The organism is Chlorogloea sp. CCALA 695 (assembly GCF_003003885.1).
GTDB lineage: Bacteria > Cyanobacteriota > Cyanobacteriia > Cyanobacteriales > Chroococcidiopsidaceae > Aliterella.
Genome location: NZ_PVWN01000014.1, coordinates 70,987 through 95,038, shown reverse-complemented (window position 1 = coordinate 95,038; position 24,052 = coordinate 70,987). Strand labels below are relative to the sequence as shown.

The 24,052-nt window shown below is 40.9% G+C and carries 26 protein-coding genes and 1 tRNA gene; 10 read left to right on the top strand and 17 right to left on the bottom strand.

The genetic code is table 11. From position 1 onward, the window contains the following. Nucleotides 1-11 precede the first annotated feature (11 nt). On the bottom strand, nt 12-1,169 hold the full coding sequence (locus C7B70_RS10205) for a TetR family transcriptional regulator (protein ID WP_106368936.1): 1,158 nt from the start codon (nt 1,167-1,169) through the stop codon (nt 12-14). A 124-nt stretch (nt 1,170-1,293) separates the two neighbouring features. On the opposite strand from C7B70_RS10205, the gene C7B70_RS10200 reads away from it, so the two are divergent. From C7B70_RS10200 to C7B70_RS10190, 3 genes are all read left to right on the top strand, one after another. Next, complete coding sequence (locus C7B70_RS10200) at nt 1,294-2,133, top strand: fatty acid desaturase (RefSeq protein WP_106368935.1); 840 nt, start codon at nt 1,294-1,296, stop codon at nt 2,131-2,133. A 411-nt stretch (nt 2,134-2,544) separates the two neighbouring features. Further along, complete coding sequence (locus tag C7B70_RS10195; protein WP_106368934.1) at nt 2,545-3,060, top strand: VOC family protein; 516 nt, start codon at nt 2,545-2,547, stop codon at nt 3,058-3,060. Nucleotides 3,061-3,140: 80 nt separating this feature from the next. After that, complete coding sequence (locus C7B70_RS10190; RefSeq protein WP_233220881.1) at nt 3,141-3,956, top strand: sulfite exporter TauE/SafE family protein; 816 nt, start codon at nt 3,141-3,143, stop codon at nt 3,954-3,956. 2 nt (nt 3,957-3,958) lie between these two features. On the opposite strand, the gene C7B70_RS10185 is transcribed toward C7B70_RS10190, so the two are convergent. The 6 genes from C7B70_RS10185 to argF all read right to left on the bottom strand — a co-directional run bounded on the left by C7B70_RS10185 (nt 3,959) and on the right by argF (nt 10,159). After that, entirely contained in the window at nt 3,959-4,600 is a 642-nt protein-coding gene (locus C7B70_RS10185; protein WP_106368933.1) for a Uma2 family endonuclease, read from the bottom strand. Then, a complete protein-coding gene (locus C7B70_RS10180; RefSeq protein WP_106368932.1) occupies nt 4,584-6,659 on the bottom strand; it encodes an AAA family ATPase in 2,076 nt (691 codons plus the stop codon). The genes C7B70_RS10185 and C7B70_RS10180 overlap by 17 nt, the downstream gene beginning before the upstream one ends. Beyond that, entirely contained in the window at nt 6,656-6,829 is a 174-nt protein-coding gene (locus C7B70_RS26950) for a hypothetical protein (protein ID WP_199192171.1), read from the bottom strand. Before C7B70_RS26950 ends, C7B70_RS10180 begins: the two co-directional genes overlap by 4 nt. A gap of 54 nt (nt 6,830-6,883) precedes the next feature. Next, nucleotides 6,884-8,338, bottom strand: coding sequence for a DNA phosphorothioation system restriction enzyme (locus C7B70_RS10175; protein WP_106368931.1), 1,455 nt, complete (start codon nt 8,336-8,338; stop codon nt 6,884-6,886). 45 nt (nt 8,339-8,383) lie between these two features. Beyond that, nucleotides 8,384-8,989, bottom strand: a complete 606-nt coding sequence (gene lexA, locus C7B70_RS10170; RefSeq protein ID WP_106368930.1) for a transcriptional repressor LexA — start codon at nt 8,987-8,989, stop codon at nt 8,384-8,386. Nucleotides 8,990-9,238: 249 nt separating this feature from the next. Continuing rightward, entirely contained in the window at nt 9,239-10,159 is a 921-nt protein-coding gene (gene argF / locus C7B70_RS10165; RefSeq protein ID WP_106368929.1) for an ornithine carbamoyltransferase, read from the bottom strand. Nucleotides 10,160-10,361: 202 nt separating this feature from the next. Between argF and C7B70_RS10160 the strand changes: the two genes are divergently transcribed. Beyond that, nucleotides 10,362-10,433: transfer RNA gene (locus tag C7B70_RS10160), tRNA-Thr, on the top strand. Nucleotides 10,434-10,569: 136 nt separating this feature from the next. Continuing rightward, nucleotides 10,570-11,715: a site-specific integrase gene (locus tag C7B70_RS10155; RefSeq protein WP_106368928.1), complete on the top strand. Its 1,146-nt coding sequence runs from the start codon at nt 10,570-10,572 to the stop codon at nt 11,713-11,715. A gap of 188 nt (nt 11,716-11,903) precedes the next feature. Here the strand turns inward: C7B70_RS10155 and C7B70_RS27670 are convergent, their stop codons facing one another. From C7B70_RS27670 to C7B70_RS10135, 5 genes are all read right to left on the bottom strand, one after another. After that, entirely contained in the window at nt 11,904-12,119 is a 216-nt protein-coding gene (locus C7B70_RS27670) for a hypothetical protein (RefSeq protein ID WP_233220879.1), read from the bottom strand. Between the two features lie 46 nt (nt 12,120-12,165). Further along, on the bottom strand, nt 12,166-12,399 hold the full coding sequence (locus C7B70_RS27665) for an NAD-binding protein (RefSeq protein ID WP_233220878.1): 234 nt from the start codon (nt 12,397-12,399) through the stop codon (nt 12,166-12,168). Beyond that, the gene (locus C7B70_RS10145; protein WP_146134027.1) at nt 12,396-12,998 is read right to left on the bottom strand and encodes a hypothetical protein; all 603 of its coding nucleotides are present in this window, start codon (nt 12,996-12,998) and stop codon (nt 12,396-12,398) included. The genes C7B70_RS27665 and C7B70_RS10145 overlap by 4 nt, the downstream gene beginning before the upstream one ends. Nucleotides 12,999-13,240: 242 nt before the next feature. Beyond that, entirely contained in the window at nt 13,241-14,218 is a 978-nt protein-coding gene (locus C7B70_RS10140; RefSeq protein ID WP_106368926.1) for an RNA polymerase sigma factor, RpoD/SigA family, read from the bottom strand. A gap of 374 nt (nt 14,219-14,592) precedes the next feature. Further along, entirely contained in the window at nt 14,593-16,311 is a 1,719-nt protein-coding gene (locus C7B70_RS10135) for an ATP-binding protein (protein ID WP_106368925.1), read from the bottom strand. 355 nt (nt 16,312-16,666) lie between these two features. Between C7B70_RS10135 and C7B70_RS10130 the strand changes: the two genes are divergently transcribed. Continuing rightward, nucleotides 16,667-18,202, top strand: coding sequence for an ABC transporter permease subunit (locus C7B70_RS10130; protein WP_106368924.1), 1,536 nt, complete (start codon nt 16,667-16,669; stop codon nt 18,200-18,202). Between the two features lies 1 nt (nt 18,203). On the opposite strand, the gene C7B70_RS10125 is transcribed toward C7B70_RS10130, so the two are convergent. Next, nucleotides 18,204-18,761 carry a thermonuclease family protein gene (locus C7B70_RS10125; RefSeq protein WP_106368947.1) on the bottom strand — a complete coding sequence of 186 codons (558 nt, stop codon included), beginning with the start codon at nt 18,759-18,761 and terminating at the stop codon, nt 18,204-18,206. Between the two features lie 90 nt (nt 18,762-18,851). Between C7B70_RS10125 and C7B70_RS10120 the strand changes: the two genes are divergently transcribed. Continuing rightward, nucleotides 18,852-19,598, top strand: a complete 747-nt coding sequence (locus C7B70_RS10120) for a ferritin-like domain-containing protein (RefSeq protein ID WP_106368923.1) — start codon at nt 18,852-18,854, stop codon at nt 19,596-19,598. Here C7B70_RS10120 and C7B70_RS10115 read toward each other — a convergent pair. Then, the gene (locus C7B70_RS10115; RefSeq protein WP_106368922.1) at nt 19,584-19,913 is read right to left on the bottom strand and encodes an S-layer protein; all 330 of its coding nucleotides are present in this window, start codon (nt 19,911-19,913) and stop codon (nt 19,584-19,586) included. The two genes, C7B70_RS10120 and C7B70_RS10115, sit on opposite strands and share 15 nt — an antisense overlap. A 75-nt stretch (nt 19,914-19,988) precedes the next feature. Between C7B70_RS10115 and C7B70_RS10110 the strand changes: the two genes are divergently transcribed. Both C7B70_RS10110 and C7B70_RS10105 read left to right on the top strand, forming a co-directional pair. Further along, nucleotides 19,989-20,708, top strand: coding sequence for a pyridoxine 5'-phosphate synthase (locus C7B70_RS10110; RefSeq protein WP_106368921.1), 720 nt, complete (start codon nt 19,989-19,991; stop codon nt 20,706-20,708). Between the two features lie 32 nt (nt 20,709-20,740). After that, on the top strand, nt 20,741-21,064 hold the full coding sequence (locus C7B70_RS10105; RefSeq protein ID WP_106368920.1) for an MgPME-cyclase complex family protein: 324 nt from the start codon (nt 20,741-20,743) through the stop codon (nt 21,062-21,064). A 136-nt stretch (nt 21,065-21,200) separates the two neighbouring features. Here C7B70_RS10105 and C7B70_RS10100 read toward each other — a convergent pair whose 3' ends face one another. Together C7B70_RS10100 and C7B70_RS10095 are read right to left on the bottom strand one after the other, a co-directional pair. Continuing rightward, nucleotides 21,201-22,172, bottom strand: coding sequence for a carbohydrate kinase (locus C7B70_RS10100; RefSeq protein ID WP_106368919.1), 972 nt, complete (start codon nt 22,170-22,172; stop codon nt 21,201-21,203). Between the two features lie 196 nt (nt 22,173-22,368). Beyond that, nucleotides 22,369-22,812 carry a DUF4168 domain-containing protein gene (locus C7B70_RS10095; protein ID WP_199192170.1) on the bottom strand — a complete coding sequence of 148 codons (444 nt, stop codon included), beginning with the start codon at nt 22,810-22,812 and terminating at the stop codon, nt 22,369-22,371. Between the two features lie 96 nt (nt 22,813-22,908). On the opposite strand from C7B70_RS10095, the gene C7B70_RS10090 reads away from it, so the two are divergent. Then, nucleotides 22,909-23,181 carry a helix-turn-helix transcriptional regulator gene (locus C7B70_RS10090; RefSeq protein WP_009634224.1) on the top strand — a complete coding sequence of 91 codons (273 nt, stop codon included), beginning with the start codon at nt 22,909-22,911 and terminating at the stop codon, nt 23,179-23,181. Nucleotides 23,182-23,234: 53 nt separating this feature from the next. Here C7B70_RS10090 and panB read toward each other — a convergent pair whose 3' ends face one another. After that, complete coding sequence (gene panB / locus C7B70_RS10085; RefSeq protein ID WP_106368917.1) at nt 23,235-24,005, bottom strand: 3-methyl-2-oxobutanoate hydroxymethyltransferase; 771 nt, start codon at nt 24,003-24,005, stop codon at nt 23,235-23,237. Between the last annotated feature and the right edge of the window lie 47 nt (nt 24,006-24,052).

Here is a 24,052-nt window from a genome sequence, read left to right as displayed (position 1 = left end):
TTTCAGTAAATTTAAGATTTGCGATCAAGATCGATAGCTTGTTCTAAGGCTAATTTTTCTTTAACTCTACGAGCATAAGGCTGGAGCTTGCTTAAATGCAAACCTGTAAGCATACTCAAGTTTTCTAATGTCATGCCCTTACTCAACATTTCCACACACCATGTTTGCCTCGCTTGCTCAATGATTGGCGATCGCCCTTCCGGTGTCAACAAGTTTTCTGTTAATCTTTGCCAACACAAATCTATATCTAAAGCAGACATTGGCAACCCTGCATCATTAACAAATAACGCTGGATGCTCGCCAGTGCGGCTTCTAAGCCAACCAGTTAAAGGATTTCGGGTATATGAGCCATAACGTTTGCCCATTATCCATTGATTGACGGGTACTTGTCTTGAGTTTATTTGCAATAAATGGCGATCGCTTTCATTAATTTGCTGCGTTTTTTCTAAACTGGCTATTTCTTGTTTAGACAAACCAGAGCCAAATAAAACGTATATCAAAGCGTAGTCACGCAATTGCGCTTTTTTGGCTCTATGTAAAATCTCGTGGACTACAGAAGCGGGTAAATCGTTGATGGCAAGTTCTGTAGTTTCAGCTTTTAGCAATAATACCAAATCGTCGATAAATTCAGTGCGATCGCGCCACAATTGTTGTTCAGGACAAGTGTTTTCAATCACCGAGTAGCCTAATAATGCTGCAAGGAGCATACTTGCTAATTTTTCTGGGGCTAATCCGCAATTGGGGGATTTTTCTATAGCGGCGGCGAGATACTTTGCCAAGTAACTATTTGCTTCGTTTATTCCTTTGCTTAGAGCTTGGCGATTTTGGGGGGGATAATGCCTAGCTTCACCGATTAAAGATAGTAATAATTCCGGTGCTTGGGCTACAGATTGAAGAAACGCGATCGCATATTGGGCTACAGCTTCTCCTAAACTATCTCCTTGGGCGGGAATAAGTAATAATTCCCCTGGTTGCTTAAAGGCTGCGGATTCTTCCATTACCGCCAACATTAATCCCTGTTTATTGCCAAAATGCCGAAATAAGGTTACTTCGTTTACTTGCGCTAATTCCGCTACGGCTTTAGTTGTAGTCTCTGTAACTCCAAGAGAAGTAAACAGCTTCAAGGCTGCGTCTATTAATTTCTGTCTGGTGGAATTTTGAGTAGACATAAAAATGTAAGTAATGCTTGCATTTTGAAAAGGTTGTTGTTAAACTAGAAATGTAAGCAGCACTTGCAATGGTTTTAATTAATATAGCGCTTCTGGCGCTGGCAATCTTTATATAGGGAAATTTATGACAGCACGCTCAGTAATAACTGAGAGTAAGCCACCGCTTCCTCTTAGCTGGATTAGTATTGGTTTTTTTGCAGCTTTTCACATCTTAGCGGTGTTGGCGGTGGGGTGTTTCTCTTGGTCAGCCTTGGGAGTAGCATTATTTCTCCATTGGCTGTTTGGTAGTATTGGAATTTGTTTGGGTTATCACCGATTACTAAGCCATCGTAGCTTTCAAGTACCAAAATTATTAGAATATGCGATCGCAATTATCGGCGCATTGGCAATTCAAGGGGGGCCGATTTTTTGGGTAGCAGGACACCGTTTGCACCACGCCCACACCGAAGACGAAGAAAAAGATCCTTATTCTTCCAGACGTGGTTTTTGGTGGAGTCATATTGTCTGGCTTTTCTACCCGCGCCCAGAGTTTTTTGACTATAAACAATACAGTAAATTTGCTCCAGATTTAGCGCGCGATCCTTTCTACCGTTGGTTAAATCGCTACCATTTGTTTTTGCAGATTCCTTTAGCTGCAATATTATACCTCTGTGGTGGGTTGCCTTTCGTAATTTACGGCATTTTCTTAAGGTCTGTAATCCTTTGGCATAGTACCTGGTTAATCAATTCAGCAACGCACCTTTACGGCTATCGCAATTTCCCCGACATTAAGGACGATTCCCGCAATCTATGGTGGGCTGCTATTCTGACTTATGGCGAAGGCTGGCACAATAACCACCATGCTTACCCCAAGGTCGCTAAAGCCGGATTACGTTGGTGGGAAATCGATGTAACTTGGTGGGCAATTAAAACTTTGCAACTACTTGGCTTGGCTAAAAAAGTTTCGATGCCACCAACGAGATAGAATTGCGATCGCGTTTGTTCAATCTTTGTGCAGCAATACAACTAGATTCCACACCGATGTTTTACAATCGGGTGGTTTTTTTATTGGTAGTTGCCCAAAAATACTTAACAATTTGACAAAACTATTTTCTAAATTTTGGTAATTTTGATAAAAATTTAAGTATTATCACAGAGACACTTTTTAAAATATCAACTAGCAAGCCAATAACAGCATGCAAAATTTTTGCAACAAAACTTAATTTAAGTAAATCTACTGTTATCATCCTTAGATAAAAAAGCTAAATTCAAGTAGATTCAGCAGAGCATAAAAACTTTTTAACTCTGTTATTCTTAGGCAAGTAAAAATGCTGAATCAAATTCAACTAATCGATAGTTTAGTAGTGATTGTTAAGTTTGTAAGTAGAGAGTAATTATGGTTGCAACTCAAAATCTGTCAAGTTTTACTGATAGCGATTTAGATCAGATTACACAAGAACAACTGAAGGGTGAATATCAAGATAGGCAGACTACAAAGATGTTCCCTTTCCATCTTTCACTATGTATAAATGACATGGAAGAAGCGCGTCATTTCTACACCAATGTTTTGGGAATTGAAGAGCGCCGGGCTTCAAAAACATCAGTACATTTCGACTTCTACGGATGTCAACTCACTTGCCATGAAGTACCAGGATACAGTGCTAAAAATATTCAACGAGAAGTCGATGCTGAAGATGTTCCCGTACCACATTTTGGCGCAGCTTTAAGCTATGAAGTGTTTGAAACAGTTAAACAGCGTTTAATTGCTCATAATACTACTTTCGTCAAAAAACCTCGCATTCGGTTCTTAAATACAGGACACGAACAACACGTAATATTTATCGAAGATCCGTCAGGTCATGGAATTGAAATTAAATCTTTTACCAAAGCGTCTGTAGGAACTTGGGCTTAAGTGTAACATTGCCTTTAAAAATTCTTGGTTACAAGATATACAAATAGAAAAATTGTTCAGGAAGAGCATTAATTTATATAATGCTCTTTTCAATTGTAGTTAAATTAAATATTATGAATCCAACAGATATATTAATTTTAGCTATTGGTGGGCTAGTTTCAGGAATTATGGCAGGCTTATTAGGTATAGGTGGAGGTGTGATATTAGTACCACTTTTAGTATCTTTGGGTAATGAGCCAATTAAAGCTACAGCTACCAGTAGTTTAGCAATTGTGATTACTTCGGTTTCTGGCAGTATTCAAAATTGGCGTATGGGTTATTTTAACTTAAAAAAAATTTTATATTTAGGAATTTCAGCTTTATTTACTGCTCAATTAGGCGTAGTTTTAGCAATTAATATTCCCCCTTATCTATTACTAGCTTTGTTCGGACTTTTACTACTAACTAATATTTATTTAGTACAATTGCGGAAACAATTACTTGCGAAAGGAAATACCGATAAAACCCCCTTTAATCCAACTATCGCTAGAATAGCAACGGGAGGAGCGGGAGGTCTTTTAGCAGGCTTATTTGGTGTAGGTGGAGGTGTCATTATGGTTCCTTTGCAAATGCTACTCTTAGGAGAACAGATTAAACTGGCAATTCAAACTAGCTTAGGGGTAATTATTAGCACGGCGGTATCTTCCTCTGTAACCCAAGCTTATGCAGGAAACGTACTATTTATTCAAGGAATAATCTTAGGATGTGGTGGGTTGATAGGGGCGCAAATTAGTACCCGCGTTTTGCCAAAGTTGCCCGATCATGTTGTTAGTATCGTATTTCGCAGCTTTTTGGGAATACTATCAATTTATATTTTTTATCGAGCTTGGTTGAGCTATCAAGGGTCAGCCAGCTAACGTTAGCTAAAGGTTTGCAATAGCCAACGATTGATTGCGCCATCATCTTCGGTTTGACTACGTTTTAAGGCTGATTCTACAAGGGAAATTGCCAGTCCCGGTAATATTAACGATTCTTCAACTGTACCGCTACGTCCTTCAGAAATAGAAAAAGCAATAACATTATCTGAACTTGCATCGATTACCCAGTATTCTTGTATACCTGAACTTTCATAAAGTAATCGCTTTGTTCCTAAATCATCATTTACTGATGACGCACCAATTTCTACTACTAATCTAGGTGGGCTAAATTCATTCAAATTAATTGGTGTATTTGTCCGAGGTGGCAACTCAAAATCTGCACCAATGTAGTAAGATAAGTCTGGTTGAAATTCCCTTATAGCTAGTTGACGAAAACTAGCATTGACTAATTCAACAATGCGAATATTTTTGACAGTAGCATAAAGACTAATAACTTTAGAAATTATAGAATTTTGTCTGGCATGAAGCGGTCCCACTGGTGACATTTCAACCCTCATGTAACCTCGATGATAATAAATTTTAGCCTTCAGGTGACTTAATTTATCAGCTATTGCTAAAAATTGTTCTGGGCTAGATTTTACCCAAATATTTGTTTCTAGTTGCAAACTAGGAGCTATAATCATGACGTTGTACCTCAATGATTTCAGTATATTCAAACTCGTTAGGACTTTGTTTAACTAAAGGATAGCGATCGCTACCTATTACAATTGAATCTTCTTCACAATCTAACTTAGGAGAATTGTAGGTAAGTATGTATTCTCTACCTATATAATTTGCCATTTCTTGAGCAACTTCGCCGCGCCATTGCGTTTTCGTCACTAATACAACTAATTGATTTGCTAAGTTAGGAATTGTTTTGGCAATTTGCCTTCTGTACATTTCGTCTAAAGTACCGAAAGGTGAATCCATTACTATGGGAAAGGTACTACTGTCAGAAACCATTAGCAATTTATTTTCGCTCCATTCTCGCACTCGGTCAATAATTGCGCCAATGAAAGATAAACTAAGTATTTGATTTTCACCTGTGGAAGCTGCAACGGTGGCATTTTGCCAAGTAGTATTTTCTATTAATGTTAATTCATACTTTTCGCTTAGTTTTGGTATGTAAGGAGTAAAGGATATTTGAGCAAATATCTGTTGTACTTTCTGCTCTAATAATAAACGAAATTGTTGCTCTAATCTTTTTCTAACTTCAATTAAACATTCAGTAGCTTCTTGCGCTGCTGTAATTCTGCGTTGCGCTAAAGCTTGTTTCTGTTCGTTCATCTTTTGCTTAGAAACTTGTTTAACTAATTCTCCTACTTCAATTGTTAAATCATCTACTTTTTGCTGATTTGCTCCTTGTTCTAAAATTAGGTCACAAATTTTTGATGCTGTAATATCTAAGCGTTTTTGTAACTGTTGTATATCCTCGTCTGGGTAATTTATTAATTTTTCTCTAATAGTATCTAACTCATTTTCTAACGTTGATATATCTGTTCTGTACTGTTTAATATTATCTTGCTGACGGTCTACTTCTTGCCAAAATTCAGGGACTTGTTTATCAATTTCATCTACTTGCGCTCCCATACGAATAGCTATTTCTTCTACATCTGAAGAACCTGCTTTGTCTAGCCAAGATTCTACTAAATGATGGGCGTGAGTACCATTTATTAACTCTGCACCACAAATACAACGTTTTTGTTCTAACAAATCTCCGACAAACTGGCGCTTAATTCCTGTAGGCAATTCTCCTCTTTCTCTTAAACCATCAATAATGTTTCTAAACTCGGCGGTGACATCAGATAGTAAAACTGTATAACCTCGTGTAGAAATTACTCTTTTTAAGATGTCTTTTGCTTGTTTTAATTGTTCTTTAAGTAACTTACCTTGCTGTTCTAATTGGTCGCGCCGACTTTGAAGTTCTCCCGCGCCACTTAATTCTAATAAACGCTCACCTATATTTTTTCTTATTTCTTCTTGGTACTGCGACTCTGTAGATATTTCTTTTTGTCGTGCTAAGAGTTCGTTAATTTTGGTTTCTAAACTCTTTTGTTCTTTCAAGAGTTTTTTGGTTTCTGAATCACCAATTATTTTTAATTCATCTTCCAAAGTTCTCCTCGCAGCTTTTAAATGTTCTACTGCACGATTTAATACTTTTATTCCTAATAATTCTTTAGTAGCTTCGGCAATTTCCCCCTTTTTTTCATCTCGAACAATACGTTCGATTCTTTCGCCATCAAAAAAGAAATATTGATACAATGTCTCTGGTAAAATTCGCCCAATTATGTCTTCAGCTAGTTGGTGAGATACTACCCATCTTCCATCATCGGCGGCTATATAAGGAGATAGTTTACTTTTGGTATGCTCAATTTTATCGTTAGTTCTATAACCATAACAAGAGCGTCTAAAACGATAGCGTTTGCCATCATGTTCAAAAACAAGATTTACCCAACATTCAACAGATTCGCCTATTTGTACTTCGCTAATTGCTCGTTTATTTACTAATTGATCTTCTACCCCAAAGGCGGCGGTAAACTTTTCATATAACACCCAAGTAAAAGCATTGAGTAAGGTTGTTTTTCCCGCGCCGTTGTTACCATGAATAACCGTTGTGTTTCGCTCTCCGCCTGCTAAAATAATTTCCGGTGTCATGCTATAAAATTGACGAAAATTATTTAATTGAATTGACATCAATTTCATTGCACTTCTTCCTTGATAATTTTGAGAATATCGTCATTAATATTCCAAGGACTTTTCATGTATAGTTTATCTTTCTCAGCTTGCAATACTTTTTCAATAATGTTCCTAACTTCCGGCGGCGCAGTTGTAATCGGTGCTTGAATGTCGTTGATATTAGTTTCTTGATTCATGTTGGTATCTAAACGCACCAAATTCAAAGAATGAATGTATTATTTTAACTAAGCTTACAGGTCTAGTAATCCGTACTCTTTTTGTAACGTTAGTAAAGTGCTTCTGGCTTCCCCTGCATTGTCTGCTAAGTCGGCAAATTCTATAAATCTTTTTAATTCTTTTCTTAGTAAGTTGCGCTCTACTTCCCAAGTTTGCCGATCTAACTGGGGTGGTATAACTATCATGTCAAATAGAGTAGCGCGTTGTTTGCCGGGATAGGGGCGCAAAATTCTTCCTCGCCTCTGAATAAATTGGCGCGGATTGCTGCTACTAGCTAATATTACGGCGGTTTGGATGGCGGGAATATCTACCCCTTCATCTAAACAGCGAATTGCTACTAATCCTTGTAAATCTTGGTTTTCAAACTGTCGGCGTAATTCTTCGCGCTGTGCTAACGGGGTTTCGGCGGTGTAAGTATTGACTCGATAATTTAACTCTGCACCCAAAAGCTTGACAACGGCGGCGATTTGGCGGGTGTTCTCGTTACTAACAGCGCCTTCAATTGTGCCATCTCCGCAGTAAAACAAAGTGTAATGGGTATGCAGGCGATCGCACATCAACTGTTTTAATGCTACTAATTTGTTAGACGCGCAACCTACTAATCTTGCTCTCTGCATCAATAATGCTGTTAAAGCTTCGTTATTTTTGATGTTTTCTTTCGAGGCTAGTATCCAACCAATTCTAGTAGTTAATCGCGCATAAGCATAAGCTTCCGGTTCTGTCAAGTCTACAAGAATGGGATAATAAAGGTAGTGAACTAAAGCCCCTTGAGAAATCGCGTCAGCTAAAGTAAGCTCCGGTTGTAATACTTTGCCAAAGTAGTCAAAGATAAATTCTGTACCTTGTACGTCAAAATAGCGCTCTGGAGTAGCCGATAAAGCCAGACGTAAGCCAATGTTGCGAGGTAAACTTTGTTCTAGTTTGGGCGCGCCTAAATTGTGGGCTTCATCGCCGACTATTAAAGTTTTTTCGGGGAAGTATTTTAGCTGAGATTGTAAACCTTCCCCCATTAAAGTTGAATTTGTCGTAATTACAGTAACAAAAGCTTGGTTTCCCGCCCGGACATTGTAAAGTTGGGTGGATAGCTGACTTTGCCAGCCAGTGACGCTTTCAAAAGCTAAAACGGGAACTAACCCAAACTTTTCACTTTCGCGCGCCCATTGGCTGACTAGATGGCGGTAAGGGCAGACTACCAGCAATACCTGCAAACCAATTTTCTGATATAGTTCGCAGGCGATCGCTAAAGCAGTAATAGTCTTACCGCTACCCGTTGCCATTTTCAGTGTTCCCCTACCAGAATTAATAAACCAGTTAGCGACGGCTTGCTTTTGATACTGTCGCAATTGAATTGTTAACGGTATTCGCGGACATCCATGTTGCGTTGTAACGCGGTAATTGCCACGATTTTCCTTAACTAATCGCTGGAGTAAATTGGGCTGTCGCTGGGTTTGATTCTGCGTTAGGTACATGATCAGAGCTAGTACGGTTAATTTTTAAAGTAATATTTCATACCTTTAGTTATAACCGCGCCAAACTCCAATTAGTGCGCCTTGGACGTGTACTTGAATTGCGTCTACTTCTATCGGCGTGTATTTAGCATTGGCAGGTTTTAACGTTACGCGACTTCCAAAGCGATAGAAATGTTTTAATGTTGTACCGTGTCCATCAACCATTGCGGCGACAATTGTACCGTTTTTTAGCTGATCTGGCTCTAGTACAGGACGCATTAATACTAGATCGCCTTCGGTAATATGTTCGTCGATCATACTGTCACCCATGACGCGCAGAGCGAAGGTTTGGGGTGGTACAACCTGATGCAAAAAGTCTATTTGCTCTACGGTGTCAGTAAATGGTTCAATTAAACCACCTGCTGCGATCGCACCTAAAACCGGAACTCCCGCACGAACGCTTTGAATAATCCGAATTGTTCTAGCTCTACCTTCTGTCCATCCTATATATCCTTTGGCGCGTAAATGTTCTAAACGACTTTGTACGGGCGCAGGCGATTTTAATTGCATCGCCTGCATCATTTGTCTAATTGATGGCGAGTGCTGGTAATCGTGAACATAATTCACTAACCAGTTATACAATTGTTGTTGAGCTTCAGTTAAGGGTTCCATGAATATGCAAGGGGCGGAATATAAAAATGCCTCTAGAACATTCGTACTACATAAATGCCCTCACTGACAAAATAATCAAAAGAAAAATTAGTTTTTTTGATAAATACTCTTACTAATCTGGGCGTTGCTGAAAGTATGATGATTTTTCTTTGTCTCTACTCTCCTGTCTCCTCCTCCTTCATACCGCATTGGGAATTGTTCATTGAAATTATTACCAATTACCCATTACCAATTACCCATTACCTAGCCCTAATCTGCACCTAATAAACTTGCCAGTAATGCTTTTTGAGCGTGCATTCTATTTTCTGCTTGCTCCCAAACTTTTGATTGCACTCCTTCCATGACTTCATGAGTAATTTCTTCGCCACGATGGGCTGGTAAACAGTGTAAAACGATCGCTTTTTTATCGGCAACACTTAATAATTGCGCGTTGATTTGATAAGGTTGAAATAACGGGATACGTGTTAATGCCTCCGCTTCTTGCCCCATACTTGCCCAAACATCGGTATAAAGTACATCCGCTCCTTTCGCCGCAGCTATGGGATCTTGGGTAATAGTTATTTCTGTTTTATCTGCGGAAATACTACGGGCTTTTTCAACAATTAGCGGATTTGGTTGATACTCATCAGGTGTAGCAATTCTCACATTCATACCTACTAAAGCGCAGCCTAATAGTAGAGAGTGAGCAACATTATTTCCATCACCCAAATAAGTTAAAGTTAATCCCGAAAGTTCGCCAAAACATTCTTTAATTGTGAGCAAATCTGCCAAAATTTGACAGGGATGCCCTAAATCGGTTAAGGCATTAATTACCGGAATATTGGCATAATTAGCAAAAGTTTCTAATTGTTGCTGCTCAAAAGTCCGAATCGCCAAAATATCTAAGTAACGGTCTAAAACTCTAGCTGTATCTTCAACGGGTTCGCCTCGACTAACTTGAGTTACATTTGGATTGAGATCTATTACCTGTCCGCCCAATTGATACATAGCTACAGAAAAACTTACCCTAGTTCGAGTAGAAGCTTTATAAAAAAGTAATCCCAAAACTTTATTAGTGCGAATATTTACCTGTCCAGATTTTAGCTGTGCTGCAAGCAGCAAGAGTTCAGTAACTTCATCGCTAGTCAAATCTGTCAAACTTAATAAATCTCGTCCTTTCAACGCTGCCATGTTTGTCTTAAATTGAGTAAACGATAGGTTTCGAGTCTTTTTTTTGACCCAGAGCGAGAATCTATTGCTCGTTGACCCACCTGTGCCGCAAAATGACTGTGTTTAAACATTATCAAACATTATCAAAGCAAGCCTGCTTGTTTAGTCACATTTTTCTTATAGCTTGCCAAAAAGCCATAAATTAGTTATATTGATTTCTTGTGCTGGTGTAGCTCAGGGGTAGAGCAGCTGATTTGTAATCAGCCGGTCGCAAGTTCAAATCTTGTCACCAGCTTTTTTGAAACTCTTATACAGAAAGACTTTTGAGACTTTGATATAAAGCTGATCTCAAAATAAATACACTTTATTGACTATTTTGATGATCGTTTGATGATCGTGCTAAAGTAGAACTGCTGAGTTTACAATCAGATATGGAATCTGTTAAACACTCTAAGGGCAGTATTGTTTTAGACTCGCTTCATAACAGGTTACGCTTACGACTACCGCGAAGTCTTTTTAATGGCAAGCAAACTTACTTGAGCTTGGAAATGAACGATACTAAGCTCAATCGCAAAATTGCCGAACAAAAAATCCGCCAAATAGAAGCAGATATTTTAAATAACAATTTTGATTTCACCTTAGCTAAATACAAACCGCAAGTTCATTTAGCCGTAGTACACAATATCAAGCCCAAACAAGAGATAAAAATTTCTGAACTATGGGAAAAGTATCAAGCTTTCAAAAAGCCAGATTGCGCTCCTGGTACTTGGCGTACCTACGTGCTGCAAGAGAGATATTTAGAAAAATGCCCGCACAAACGGATAGAAGAGGCTCCACAAATTTTTGACTGGATTGTACTAAACATTCCGACTGATAGCGCTAAACGCTTATTAGTACAGCTATCAGCTTGCTGTAATTGGGCGATCGCAAATAACCTCATTACTACCAACCCTTTTGAGGGATTAGCAAAAGAAATTAAACTAAAAAAACTCAGCACCGAGGATGACGATATCAATCCTTTTAGTAAAGAGGAGAGAGATGCGATTATTGCGGCTTTTAAAGATAATACCTATTACAAACATTATGCTAACTACGTGCAGTTTTTATTTCTTACAGGTGCTAGACCTAGTGAAGTAATCGCTCTGCAATGGAAACACATTACCAATAAATCTATCTGCTTCCAGCAGGCGGTAGTTAGTAGCGTTGATGGACTTGTACTTAAAGACGGGCTGAAAACTCAATTCAAGCGGACATTCCCTGTTAATGCTCAATTACTAGAACTACTAGATGAAATAAAAAAAGGCTCGACATTCAAGCCTGGAAGCCTAGTATTTCCTAGCCCTGAAGGTAAATGGATCGATACGCATAATTTCAGAAATAGAGCTTGGAAAACAATTATAAAATCTTTGAATTATGAATACCGCAAGCCTTATCAAACTCGCCATACGTTTGTCACTATGGCACTAGAAGCGGATGTAAGTATTCCCCAAATTGCTAAATGGGTTGGTAACTCGCCGCAAGTAATTATGGAAAGTTATGCAGGTACTATTAGAAAAGTTGCCGTACCCAAAATTTGAAAACTTGCCCTAACTTCGCTATGGTACTTTCCACTAGCAAAAGTTTTTTGCAAGCGATTGTGCCTCTATTTTTATCCCCCAAGTCCTAGTTTTTTCATTGCAAGCGCTCAAATCATCGGAACTTCTTCGATTGCCGCTAACTTCTCCAAAATTAAACGACTTAATTGCCGCTCCCCTAATAAACGTTTTCATAATAAAGGTGTAGGATCGTGCAGTAAATAAATAATGCGATCGCCTTCAATCCATTCATCACTTGCTGAAACTATTTGACTTCGCCCTGCTCTTTCGCTCAATAATGGCACTAATTCCCCGGCTTTAGTCAATGCTTGAAAATGAGCCTGTTGAAAGGCAAACCCCAACTCCATCAGCGTTGTAGCACCTAACTTAACCCTACCATTGGTCAAATAATCATTCCAAGTTTTAATCGCTAATTCTGGTAGAAAGGCTTGATTAATCTTTATTCACTAATGGATCGCGGGGAAACACTGCTAAAACTCTGGGTGGCTTAAATTCTTCCGCCGCTCTTTGCGCCAAAACAAAATTCACCTCGCCATTACTCGTCATCGCGATAAAAGTACCCATCGAACTAAGCCTTGCTTCTTCCAACCCTTCAGGATCTAAAGCACTACTCAAGAAAAAAGGAATGTTTTCCGCCTCTGCTTGGTTGAGTGCTAGTTCGATCAATCTTGATAATTACTTTTGCAAGCTGCCAAAATCTGCTTGTCGCTGTCACTAACTTGCGGTAGCTGATGATAGTTTTGCAAGGCTACCGAGTAAGGAGTAGTAATCTCATTACTACTATTTTCGCCTAAAGAGTGATCGCCTACTATGGCTACTTGTTCCTCCTCCGTATTACTACCTATAGTGTCAGGATAAGCTTCGGTTTCTGGGCCATTAGCTAGTAATAAAGCCAATTTTCCCGCCTCAATGGTGCCGTTAAAGCAGTTAAATTCTGAGCTAGGAAGATAAAATGCACCGACGGCTTTACCCTTACTTACCTCAATAACTATATATTCCTGTCCGATTTGTTGCGGTTCTGGTGATTGACCGTACAAGTAAACACCATCCTTTTGCGGCAATTTGCCTTTAGGCTCGTAAGTGTTTTTACTTAAATCTTCTCCTAAAACTGAAATTTTATACTGGTCAGCCCTCGTTAATTCTTTGGTTAACGCTGGCGTAGCCACTCCAGTAAAAACACTTAGAACTATTAGTAAGCTGGCTAAGGGAGCTTTGCTGTGATGCCGTCCTAAAAACAAGTTATCAATATAGTTAAGCATCATCATCGTTCCTTTTTATTATCTAGCTCTAAGCTGGGGGGTGGAGGTTCAGCCATAATTACAGCATACCCAATTAGTTAGGCATTATTGATACTTCAAAAGGGATACTTTGCTTTCCGTAAAAAAGCTTAATTTTTTACAAACCTATAGGGGGAAATGCTCGAATAATTAACGAAATACTTAATCATAAAAAATACCTCCTAAGTAATAGGAGGTACGCAAGTTATCCAATTAAAAATGACAACTTTCTAACTTGCAATATACTCTTGCACATTTTCACGACGGCGGCGCAGGTGTGCTAAAGCTTGATGCTCTAACTGACGTACTCGTTCTCTACTGAGATTGAGTCTTTCACCTACTTTTGCTAAAGATAATTCGTTACCATCAAGTAAACCAAAACGCAAGCTTACTACTTCGCGCTGTTGAGTCGTTAACTCGGCGAGTAAAGTATTTATATCGTGACGTAAGGCTTCTTGCGTCATAAAATGGTCGGGGGATGGGCCATCATCTTCTAACAAATCTTGCAATTGGGTATCTTGGTTATCCCCAACCCGGATATCTAAAGATACTGGTTGACGAGCAAGGTTCAGATATTCGCGGATTTGGGCGGGTTCTAGTTCTAAAGCCGTGGCTATTTCGTTAGCGTTAGGACTGCGCCCTAATTTTTGTGCTAGTTCGCGCTGCACTTTTTTGATTTTGTTCAGCTTTTCGGTAATGTGAATCGGTAGCCTGATGGTACGGGCTTGTTGAGCGATCGCCCTAGTAATTGCTTGGCGTATCCACCAATAAGCGTAGGTAGAGAATTTGTAGCCGCGCAGGGGGTCAAATTTTTCTACCCCGCGCTCTAATCCCATAGTACCTTCTTGGATTAAGTCCAAAAATTCCATGTTCCGCTTTTGATATTTTTTAGCGATCGCCACTACCAGGCGCAAGTTCGCCTCAATCATTTTTTGCTTGGCTCTTGTACCCCGCTTGATAGTTTCTGGCAACTCCTCGGCGACGATTTCTACTTTGGTCGCCCATTCATCAGCCGTTGGTTCCCTATGTAGTTCCTTTGCCAGCACTTCTTTAGCTTCTAGGAGCGACATCATTTGTTGTACTTGCTTGCCGTAAACAATTTCTTGTTCGCGGGTAAGCAGGGGTACGCGGCCGATTTCTCGCAGATAGGTACGAACCATATCTGCTGTAAACTTGGTTTTTTCAGTAGTGGTGTTAACTGTGGGCATTTGTGCGGCGTCAACTCCGTAGACAGTTTGAATACTAAAGGGCTAGAACGAAACGGGAAGAAATACTTATTTATAACTGAACGTTAACTAATTAGTGCTTACACGTACATCCTACAGAAGGTGTAGAGACGCTGGCTTGTTAGGATAAGTTTCCCCTTTGCTTGAGCATGGTTGCTCTGAAATTCATTTAGTCGAAGTCGATATGACTTTATTTTACTATAAATTTAGTTATTTGTACATTGAGCGCTCGTCAATTAGAGAGGCGATCACGCTTACTTATATATGATGACTTGACTTGAGCTAAAATACGTGCATTAGAGCCACCGGATAACCGTACTGATTATGGCTAACTGATGGCGAGATATTACCAAGGGCTAAAATCCCAGGTCGGCTTGGGCGAGTTGGGCGGCGGCAAATACTTCCTCGTCGGGCTTTTCTTCCCAAGCGACATCGCCGATTTCTGTATAGAAGGTTTGATCGTAAGGGCGTGTCCTGACGACTACAGGCATGGGTACGGCATGACCGAGAATTAAAGCCTGTTGCTTGGAGTCAAGTTTTGCTAAAACACTGCGTAAGGCTTGTCCGCCAGATACTCCGGTAAAAATAGCCTCAATGTCTTTTTCGTCGTTGAGTAAAGCGGTGATTCTCGTACCAATTTGGGACATTACTTCGTTGTCAATCCCTGATGGACGTTGATCTACAACTAATAAGGTGACAAAATATTTTCGCATTTCACGGGCAATAATCCCGAAAATAGTTTGCTTGACAGTAGCAGGATCAAGAAAGCGGTGAGCTTCTTCAATAGTAATTACTAAGGGATGTGGGCGATCGCACGGATTTTTGCTTTGTAGGAATTTCTCGGCTTTGTGGACGTAAGACTGATGGATACGCCGAGATATAGTGTTGGTTGCCAGCATATAGGAAAGCATATTTGACTGAGAACCAAATTCAATTACTACGTGCTTGCCAGCATCTAAAGAAGCCAAAATTTTATCTATATAGTTATGCGGGCAAGTAGTCCGCATATATTTAAGATCCTCTAAGCGGATAAGTTTGCGCTGTAAAGCCATGATTGAGGACTTATTACCCCGCTTTTCTTGGCAAAACATTTCTATTTCCTCGTTACCCATTGCTAAAAGCTGGGTAATCCAAGACTTACCAAACTCGTTACGCAGAATGATGGCATTTTCTAAACTTGCTTCAGACAGGTTTAATTCGTTGCGTACCAGCATGATGTCTTCAACTTCAATTTGGTCGTAACTCAAATACAGGTCTTGGGCATCGCGTACCCCTCGGCGCTTGGTAGAAGCAGGATCGAGGGTGTAAACTTGAACTTTGCCAGGGAACAATTGACGCAAGCCTTTAACGGTACTAAATTGCTTGCCTTCTGATACTGCTTCCCAGCCATACTCTGAGTGCATATCAAAAATTAAATTTACCGCCGCCTGTTTGCGAATAATCCCCGATAAAAGTAAGCGAGTGAGAAAAGATTTACCTGTTCCAGACTTGCCAAATACGCCGTTACTACGCTCTACAAAGCGATCTAGGTCTATACATATCGGTACGTCCATGTCAAGAGGTTGACCGATCGCAAAGTTGCGCTTTTGGGGATCGTCTTCCCAGCCAAATACCGCTCTAAAATCTCGTTCGCTGGCATCGTAAACTTGGCTAAAGTGGCTGGGAATAGTTTTGACGGGTAGCAGTTCCATATTGCTGCTACTTTGGGCTTGAAAGGAACCTAATCCGCTTACACTGTTTGGTTCTTTGCCATTCTTCTTAAAAACTGGTTCCTCCGATTCGGGGGTAAACATTAACATCGGCGTGAGGTCGATAGTTCCGTAAGTACCGCTTCCAGCCAAAACTTCGCGCATAAAGTCGTCGCTAGGTAAGGGCGGATTGGCGACAATTCGTGGGCTAGAGGTTCCTAGAGAAACATCCGTTAACATACAAAAGAAACGCGATTTTATGCCTTCGACGACAAGAAATTTGCCGACGCGCATATCTTCTACCAAAACATCGGGATGCAAGCGCACCTCTAATCCTTCACTGAGCGATCCTTGTGTAACTGAACCTAATGGCTGTCCCAAATTCATGCGGCTTACTTGCACTGCGTGGGTTATTGGCTTATCTTAAAGCCAATGAGTGCAAGCTGTCAGCCCTTAATAATATTTTTGTACTACTATTAGCCCCTGGAATGAGTTAAAGTTTGGATACTTTTTCTCTTTGCTTAATAAGCAGCTAGTTTTTACTTAGCAAAGCGCCCCGAAAAACTAAAAGTAGTTATGCAAGTCATCGTAAACAGATAATTTCTCAAAAGGAGCGTCCCACCCGGCTTATCTGTCACAATTTTGCGAAAGGGAAAACTTTACAGCTTTTTTGCTTGCAAGAGTGAGGATACCCGCGCGTTGGTGGTATTGTTTCTTATAAATTTATTAGCTTAGGTTTTTAATGAACTCTAGGAATGGCAAAAAAACTAGCTACTGGTGGCTGCAAATATTGGCGGGGTTAGTTTGTTTGATTTTGGTTTCTGGTTGTACTAATTCTAATTCTTTGGCGGCAGATAAAACCCTCACAATTGCCGTAGAAGGAACTTATCCACCTTTTGAGTTTCAAACCGACACGGGAGAATTGCAAGGTTTTGATGTGGATTTGATGAATGCGATCGCGCGCGTATCGGGTTTTAAGATTACTTATCAAAACTTGCCTTTTGCGGGGATGATTCCGGCGTTGCAAGCGCGTACCATTGATGCGGCGGTGGCGGCGATGACAATTACCGAAGAAAGGGCTAAGACGGTTTCCTTCTCTCGTCCTTATTTTAGATCAGGTCTTGCGATCGCAACCCGTACTAATGACCAAAGTATTACAGGCTTTGAAAGCTTAAATAATAAGCGGATTTCTGTGCAAATTGGCACGACAGGCGCGCAAAAGGCGGCGGCTATTCCTGGGGCGAAAGTTCGCAGTTTTGATGATGCACCAACAGCGATTAGGGAGTTGCTAAATGGTAATGTCGATGCTTTGCTGCATGATGAGCCAGTAATTTTGTACGCGATTAATTCGGGAAATGTTGAAGGGGTTAAAGTGGTGGGAAAACTACTTACCGAGGAGTATTTTGGCTTTCCTACTCCTCAAAACTCCCCTAATTTGGCGCTAATTGATCGCGGTTTGGCAAAGCTGCTTGGTAATGGTGTCTACGCCCAAGTTTATCAAAAATGGTTTGGGGTTCAGCCTCCAAAATTACCGGAAAGATTGCCCTTTCAAACTCAATCTACAACGGGTCAGTCTGCTTTTACAACGATCTCAACTGCAATACCATTGCTGCTACGCGGCGCTGTGGTGACGTTACAACTTACGGCTTTATCAGTAATTTTAGGCTTGATAGGTGGCTCTCTACTGGGAATTATTCGCCTTTCTCAGATTTTACCTATTCGATGGGCGGCGAGGGCTTATATAGATTTTTTTCGAGGTACGCCTTTACTGGTGCAGATTTTTATGATTTATTTTGGCTTACCTGCAATTTCTCAAGAGCTTGGTTTTGGCTTCAATCTCAATCGTTGGACGGCGGCGGTAATTGCTTTGAGCCTCAATAGTACGGCTTATATTGCCGAAATTGTCCGCGCTGGGATTCAGTCTATTGAAATGGGCCAATCGGAGGCGGCGGAGTCGTTGGGGATGAGTTCTAATCAAACTATGCGCTATGTTGTCTTTCCCCAAGCCTTAAGGCGGATGCTACCGCCATTGGGCAATGAGTTTATTAGTATGCTCAAAGATACTAGCTTAGTGGCGGTAATTGGCTTTGAAGAGTTGTTTCGCAACGGTCAACTAATTGTTGCTACTAATTACCGCTCTTTTGAAATCTATGCGGCGGTTGCTTTTATTTATCTGGTGCTAACTATTTTCTCCTCTCAAGTTTTTAGTCGTTTAGAACAGTGGTTTAATCCTGTTACTCGTAAAGTAAAGCTACCCAAAAATCAGCTTTCAAATTAAATTAATTTTTGCGGCGGCGATAAGCCCAAGGCTCAACAAACTTAGCATCGCTCCAAACACCGCGACGATTGCTTTTAGCTTCAGTTTCGGCTTGTTCAATGGCTACGGCGCTAGGGCAGTTTTTCAAATAAGGACGATAAACGAGGGCTAAACCTTCACGAACGAGGACTTCTTGAACAAAAGTGCGATCGCCTAAACGAACTTCGCTAATTTTACGCCCGTAGCGATCAGTATCGGTGATAGTTAAAGTAACATGATCGCCTTTAAGCTTTATTAACTGCTCAACTCGCATCTGTGCCTGGTTTCCCCATTTAAACTGATCTTTATCTATAGCTTTTTTACTAAGTTTTTCGGATTTAGTATGGGCAATTTCCGGCGCATCAACGCAAGCAAAGCGGACTTTAACATCTGCGCCGCTAGAGTCTGTCAAAGTAATCGTATCGCCGTCACTGACACGCTTAACAGAGTATTGATTTGCGTTCTGGGGATTACAGCCTTGCAAAGCGAGTATAAAAATGGGCGTTAAACATAAATAGAACAATCTTTGCAGAATTTTCATAGATGGCAACTTTCTTTCAGGGCGTGCAATTTTAATAGTCGATAGATAGCATAAGTAAAGTAGACTCTTTACTTTTAAGCGCAAACACTCATGAGCTTGATTACTCACATTTTGCACCTAGTCGGGTCTAGTGGCGTTGCTTATTTTACCGCCCGTCAAATCCGCGATCCTCAAACTCGCCCAAATACGCTGGCAATGTTTCAGCTTGCAGAATCTGGCGCAGTACCGATGCTAGAAAAACTTAGCGATCGCGCGGCGAATGAAGGCGACACTTGGATGGCGGAGAAACTAGCCCAACACGCCGAAGATGAAAAAAGGCACGGACAAATATTTGCCCATGCTTTGAAGCAAATAAATAAACAAGTCATTGACTTTAAAAGCAAGCCAAAAACCGCCGAATCTACCCAGCGCAGTCCTTTTTTCGATAATTTCTTCGCAGGCTATACTTCCGAGCAACTCAAACCAGAAAATATAAACTGGGATGTATTTCTGGGTAGTACCTACATTTTGGAACTAGATGCTAGTAAAGACTTTGCGCGGATGGCGAAAGTTCTTCCCGATGATGAAGCCACAAGTCGCAACCTCAAAAAGAGCCTACTTAGCGTTGCTAGTGATGAGACTCTTCATGCAGCTTACCTCTACGAAGCAATGCAGCGAAGGATGAGTACGGCGGACGTGCAGAAGTTAGTAGCCCAGTGGCGCGATCGCAAAGTAAACGCGATGTTAGCGATGATTGGTGGCTTATTGCAGCCAAAGGGACAACCACCTACCTTAGTTCAAGAGGGCTTCCCCCAAGAAGAAACCCCCGTTAATGTACCCGATTTAGCCGCCGTTTAGATTTGGCTTTGCTTGCGGTGAGTTTTCCGCTTGAGATTGCGCCTGTTGGCTTTGAGTCGGTTTTAATCGCTCAAATAAAGCTGGAGGCGTAGCTTGGCGGAAAGCCCCGCAATAGTGCATCGTCATTACAGCTTTAAAAGCCCAATGGTCGGGAGAGACATCGCTAAAAGGTACGGGTAAGGTTTCGGCTTGGTTTTGGACGCAAGCGTTTAAAACTCGATTATCTGAAGTTGGCGGCACTGATTGAGCTTTGACAGGGAAATTAAGTGACGTTGTGGCAAGTATCGTTAGGGTTGCTAAAATTTGCAGTTTCATAGAACAAATGTATTAAAAGCCTACTTTTTATTCTGCCTTGGGCGATAAAAAATTGACACAAACAGGAGATAGAAATTGCTTACGCTGGGAGTAAATATCGATCACATTGCCACGATTAGGCAAGCACGGCGCACTGTAGAACCTGACCCAGTAGCGGCGGCGGTTCTAGCAGAATTGGCGGGTGCAGATGGCATTACTGTCCATTTACGCGAAGATCGGCGACATATTCAAGATCGGGATGTGCATTTATTGCGGCAAACTGTGCGATCGCACCTCAATCTAGAAATGGCGGCTATCGATGAAATGGTAAATATTGCTCTAGAGGTCAAACCTGATTATGTAACTTTAGTCCCCGAAAAACGGGAAGAAGTGACTACCGAAGGTGGGTTAAATATTGTTGCTCAGAGCGATCGCATTGGTGAAATAGTAGATAAATTGCAATCTGCGGGTATTCCTGTCAGTTTGTTTATTGACGCGGATGAGGCGCAAATTGCCGAATCAGTTAAGGTACAGGCTAAATTTATTGAATTGCATACAGGACAGTATGCAGAGGCAAAAAATGAAGCTAATCGTCAAAAAGAATTAACTATACTAGCTAAAGGCTGCGCGCAAGCAATAGAGGCTGGTTTGCGCGTCAACGCCGGACACGGGCTAACTTACTGGAATGTCTACCCAGTGGCTTGTATTCCGGGGATGGAAGAACTTAATATTGGTCATACGATTATTAGCCGCGCTGCACTGGTAGGAATTGAAAGAGCGGTAAGAGAAATGAAGCAAGCAATGCAAGGAAAGTAATAGGTTAAAATCAAATTTTTGCGATTAGAACTATGCAGACGTATTACTATGTGTTGGCGAGCGATCGCTTTTTAATGGAAGAACCCATTGACGAGGTGTTAACGGAACGTACTCGCAACTATCACGAAAACGAAAAAACTATTGATTTTTGGTTAGTCAAGCAACCAGCTTTTTTAGAAGCGCCAGAAATGGCAGCAATTAAAGCTCAATGTCCACCACAACCAACAGCAATTATTTCAACTAATCCGCAGTTTATTACTTGGCTTAAATTGCGGTTAGAGTACGTGCTGACCGGGGAATTTTCTGCACCTTCTAGTACGATTGGTGATCCTTTAGCTTCAATAGTAGCTGCCTAAAGTCGATTACCATCCTATTTAAAAGGTGGGCTATCAAGTTTAAATATATAAATGTTGGTGTAGAGACGTTGCAATGCAACGTCTCTAGCATTGGTTCTTAGACTGAATTCAGCAATGCCAGAATTGTTAACAATTGCTAGTAACCTAAAAAAGCTGCAATTTCTGCCGCCGTTGGTTGAGATGCGATCGCGCCGGGTTTTAACGTTGTCAATGCTCCCGCCGCACTAGCATAGGTTACTACTTTTTTTGCCATTTCTGGATCGCTAAGATTCCTAATCCCAAGTTGTGCGAGTCGATGGACAAAACCCGCGACAAAACTATCTCCTGCTCCTGTTGTATCGACTACAGGAACAGAAAAAGCGGGGACTTTCCCTTCATTTTGCGATAGACAATAACTGCAACCATTTTCGCCATCAGTGATTATCACTCCTTCCAAGGTTTCTACACGGTAAGTAATTGCGCCGGGATCTGTGTTGTCAAATAGCAATTGTGCTTCTTCCTTTGAAAGCTTAAGGAAGTCAATTTTATTAAATATTTTTTGAATAATTTGCCGAGCAGTGTCTACATTTTGCTGCCAAAACACCGATCGCCAGTTGACATCTAAAACTACCATTACGCTGTACTGTTCTGCTAATTGTAGAGCGCGATAGACGCTGGTATGGCTGTGGGGATAAGCAAGGGCGATCGTCCCCAATACCAAAAAATCCGCTTCTGCAAATAGCTTTTCAGGTAATTGCTCTGCTTGCAACTGGGTATCAGCAAATTCTGTCGTGTCTAAGTCACCAAATCCGGCGAAAATGCGATCGCCTTCTTCTGTCCGCACTACATAAACTTGCCTTGTGGGGGCAGTTTTGTGTCGCTGTACGCCCCTTACATCAACTCCTGAAGCTTGTAAAACTTGAATTAATTGATTTCCCGGCTCATCTTCACCAATGCAGCCTATAAAGCCAGAAGTGGAGCCTAATTTTGTCAACGCGCAAGCAACGTTTGCGGGTGCGCCGCCGGGGTAGGGTGTCCAAGATTCGACTAGATCGAGCGATCGCCCAATTTGATCGGCAAGCAAATCGAATAAAATTTCACCAAGACAAAGTATGCGAGGATTGCTCATAGCAACATAGATCGGCAGAATATGGCTATTATCTGACGTATTAGCCTCAATTGACTAATAAATTAGTTTGGCGTTGCTCAAAGAGTAATAATTTTTCTTTTCTGATCTCCTGTCCCTTTCATTCCTACCGCACTGGGAGTTGTGCATTGAAATTACTACCAATTACCAATTACCCATTACCAATTCAGCAAGTCCATTAGTTTTTAGCTTCTTGTAACCCCGTTGCGACCCTTTCCCCAAATTCTGGATCAATATTAGCAAGTCCCAATAGCTGTAGATACTCTTGGTTTGTCAAACCTGCTTGCTCAATAATTGCCAACGCCTCAGTTTCAATTTCTTGGGCGATCCGCAACGATTCCAACTCTGTTTCTGCCGCTTGTAACTCGCTTTCGCGACGCGAAATTAGCTGCCAAACTTGCAAATATGCCTGCACAAACTTATTTACTTTTTCGGCGGGAATAGTCGTTGCATCTAGTAATGGACGAAGTTGGGTAGTTTCCGGCAAAGTCTTTTGTACAGATACTTCAGCAATGCCTGTACCAGTATTTATTAGTAAAGCAAAAGTAAAAAATAATACTAATAAGGAAATTTTTACAGTACGAGATAGCATGGATATCGCCAAAAGAGTAAAAATTGTCATGGGATTACTTCTAGCGCAAAGTCTGACTCTGCAAGCATCCTCTAGAATTAAGAAGGATACTAATAAGTAAATATACTAAAGGAATAAAATTAAGTCATGGCGATTAGCGAGTCTCAAACCCCGGCATCTCTGTCAGACAGGGAAATGCAAATAATCGAATTAGTAGCTGCTGGCTTAACTAACGAAAAAATAGCTGACGAGTTAGAAATTAGTAAACGTACTGTCGATAATCATATTAGTAATATTCTTGACAAAACGGGAGCAAATAACCGAGTAGAGCTAGTCCGGTGGGCATTGCAGTGGGGTAAAGTTTGTCTAGATGAAGTCAATTGTTGTACTTTGCCCATCCATAGCGATCGCATCTCTTAGTATAAAAGCAAGCAGCCAGAAAATTTATTCCCTTTTGTCTGCTTGCAAAACCACTAAGGAAATTTACCTTCTCGAACATCTTGCCCAAAATTCTGCACTGCGGAGTTAATTTGGGCGCGTAAATTAATATAGCTTTTCGCAAAAGGTGGTTGATGCTCCAAAAGACCAAGTAAATCGGCGGTAACTAAAATTTGACCGTCACAATGCACCCCCGCACCAATGCCAATTGTAGGAATAGTTAGTTTTCGGGTAATTTGTAAAGCTAAAGAGGCGGGGATATGTTCTAATAACATACTAAAGGCTCCAGCTTGTTGCAGTGCGAGCGCTTCATTTAAAACTTTTTCTCCAGCTTCCTCGGTTTTGCCCTGCTGTCGCAATCCCAACTGATGAATAGATTGGGGAGTCAAACCAACATGACCCATTACAGGAATCCCTGCTTGCACCAAATAGGCAACAGTTTCAATCATTGCGGGATAACCCCCTTCTAACTTTACCGCTTGAGCGCCTGTTTCCTTCAATACTCGTCCCGCCGAATGTAGAGCTTGTTGAGGACTTTCTTGGTAGGTTAAAAACGGCAAATCGACAACAAGTAAAGCCTTTTTTACTCCACGACGCACAGCTTTAGCATGATGCAGCATTTCATCTAAGGTTACAGGTAAAGTATTTTCGTAACCTAAAATTGTGGCTAAAGAATCGCCCACTAACACTAAATCAACCCCAGCATTGTCTAATAACTGAGCAAAAACGTAATCCCAAGCAGTTAAGGCAACAATTGGTCGCCCTTGTTGTTTCCATTTAATCAATTGCTGGGGAGTAATTGCCATGTTATTGCTGTAACGACAGGATTGAGGTGCAAGTAATTTGCCTTAAC

What these genes read in the sequence shown, in the direction of transcription:
- C7B70_RS10205 (WP_106368936.1), bottom strand. Translation starts at nt 1,169, where the DNA reads ATGTCTACTCAAAATTCCACCAGACAGAAATTAATAGACGCAGCCTTG.
- C7B70_RS10200 (WP_106368935.1), top strand. Translation starts at nt 1,294, where the DNA reads ATGACAGCACGCTCAGTAATAACTGAGAGTAAGCCACCGCTTCCTCTT.
- C7B70_RS10195 (WP_106368934.1), top strand. Translation starts at nt 2,545, where the DNA reads ATGGTTGCAACTCAAAATCTGTCAAGTTTTACTGATAGCGATTTAGAT.
- C7B70_RS10190 (WP_233220881.1), top strand. Translation starts at nt 3,141, where the DNA reads ATGCTCTTTTCAATTGTAGTTAAATTAAATATTATGAATCCAACAGAT.
- C7B70_RS10185 (WP_106368933.1), bottom strand. Translation starts at nt 4,600, where the DNA reads ATGATTATAGCTCCTAGTTTGCAACTAGAAACAAATATTTGGGTAAAA.
- C7B70_RS10180 (WP_106368932.1), bottom strand. Translation starts at nt 6,659, where the DNA reads ATGAAATTGATGTCAATTCAATTAAATAATTTTCGTCAATTTTATAGC.
- C7B70_RS26950 (WP_199192171.1), bottom strand. Translation starts at nt 6,829, where the DNA reads ATGAATCAAGAAACTAATATCAACGACATTCAAGCACCGATTACAACT.
- C7B70_RS10175 (WP_106368931.1), bottom strand. Translation starts at nt 8,338, where the DNA reads ATGTACCTAACGCAGAATCAAACCCAGCGACAGCCCAATTTACTCCAG.
- lexA (WP_106368930.1), bottom strand. Translation starts at nt 8,989, where the DNA reads ATGGAACCCTTAACTGAAGCTCAACAACAATTGTATAACTGGTTAGTG.
- argF (WP_106368929.1), bottom strand. Translation starts at nt 10,159, where the DNA reads ATGGCAGCGTTGAAAGGACGAGATTTATTAAGTTTGACAGATTTGACT.
- C7B70_RS10155 (WP_106368928.1), top strand. Translation starts at nt 10,570, where the DNA reads ATGGAATCTGTTAAACACTCTAAGGGCAGTATTGTTTTAGACTCGCTT.
- C7B70_RS10145 (WP_146134027.1), bottom strand. Translation starts at nt 12,998, where the DNA reads ATGATGATGCTTAACTATATTGATAACTTGTTTTTAGGACGGCATCAC.
- C7B70_RS10140 (WP_106368926.1), bottom strand. Translation starts at nt 14,218, where the DNA reads ATGCCCACAGTTAACACCACTACTGAAAAAACCAAGTTTACAGCAGAT.
- C7B70_RS10135 (WP_106368925.1), bottom strand. Translation starts at nt 16,311, where the DNA reads ATGAATTTGGGACAGCCATTAGGTTCAGTTACACAAGGATCGCTCAGT.
- C7B70_RS10130 (WP_106368924.1), top strand. Translation starts at nt 16,667, where the DNA reads ATGAACTCTAGGAATGGCAAAAAAACTAGCTACTGGTGGCTGCAAATA.
- C7B70_RS10125 (WP_106368947.1), bottom strand. Translation starts at nt 18,761, where the DNA reads ATGAAAATTCTGCAAAGATTGTTCTATTTATGTTTAACGCCCATTTTT.
- C7B70_RS10120 (WP_106368923.1), top strand. Translation starts at nt 18,852, where the DNA reads ATGAGCTTGATTACTCACATTTTGCACCTAGTCGGGTCTAGTGGCGTT.
- C7B70_RS10115 (WP_106368922.1), bottom strand. Translation starts at nt 19,913, where the DNA reads ATGAAACTGCAAATTTTAGCAACCCTAACGATACTTGCCACAACGTCA.
- C7B70_RS10105 (WP_106368920.1), top strand. Translation starts at nt 20,741, where the DNA reads ATGCAGACGTATTACTATGTGTTGGCGAGCGATCGCTTTTTAATGGAA.
- C7B70_RS10100 (WP_106368919.1), bottom strand. Translation starts at nt 22,172, where the DNA reads ATGAGCAATCCTCGCATACTTTGTCTTGGTGAAATTTTATTCGATTTG.
- C7B70_RS10095 (WP_199192170.1), bottom strand. Translation starts at nt 22,812, where the DNA reads ATGACAATTTTTACTCTTTTGGCGATATCCATGCTATCTCGTACTGTA.
- C7B70_RS10090 (WP_009634224.1), top strand. Translation starts at nt 22,909, where the DNA reads ATGGCGATTAGCGAGTCTCAAACCCCGGCATCTCTGTCAGACAGGGAA.
- panB (WP_106368917.1), bottom strand. Translation starts at nt 24,005, where the DNA reads ATGGCAATTACTCCCCAGCAATTGATTAAATGGAAACAACAAGGGCGA.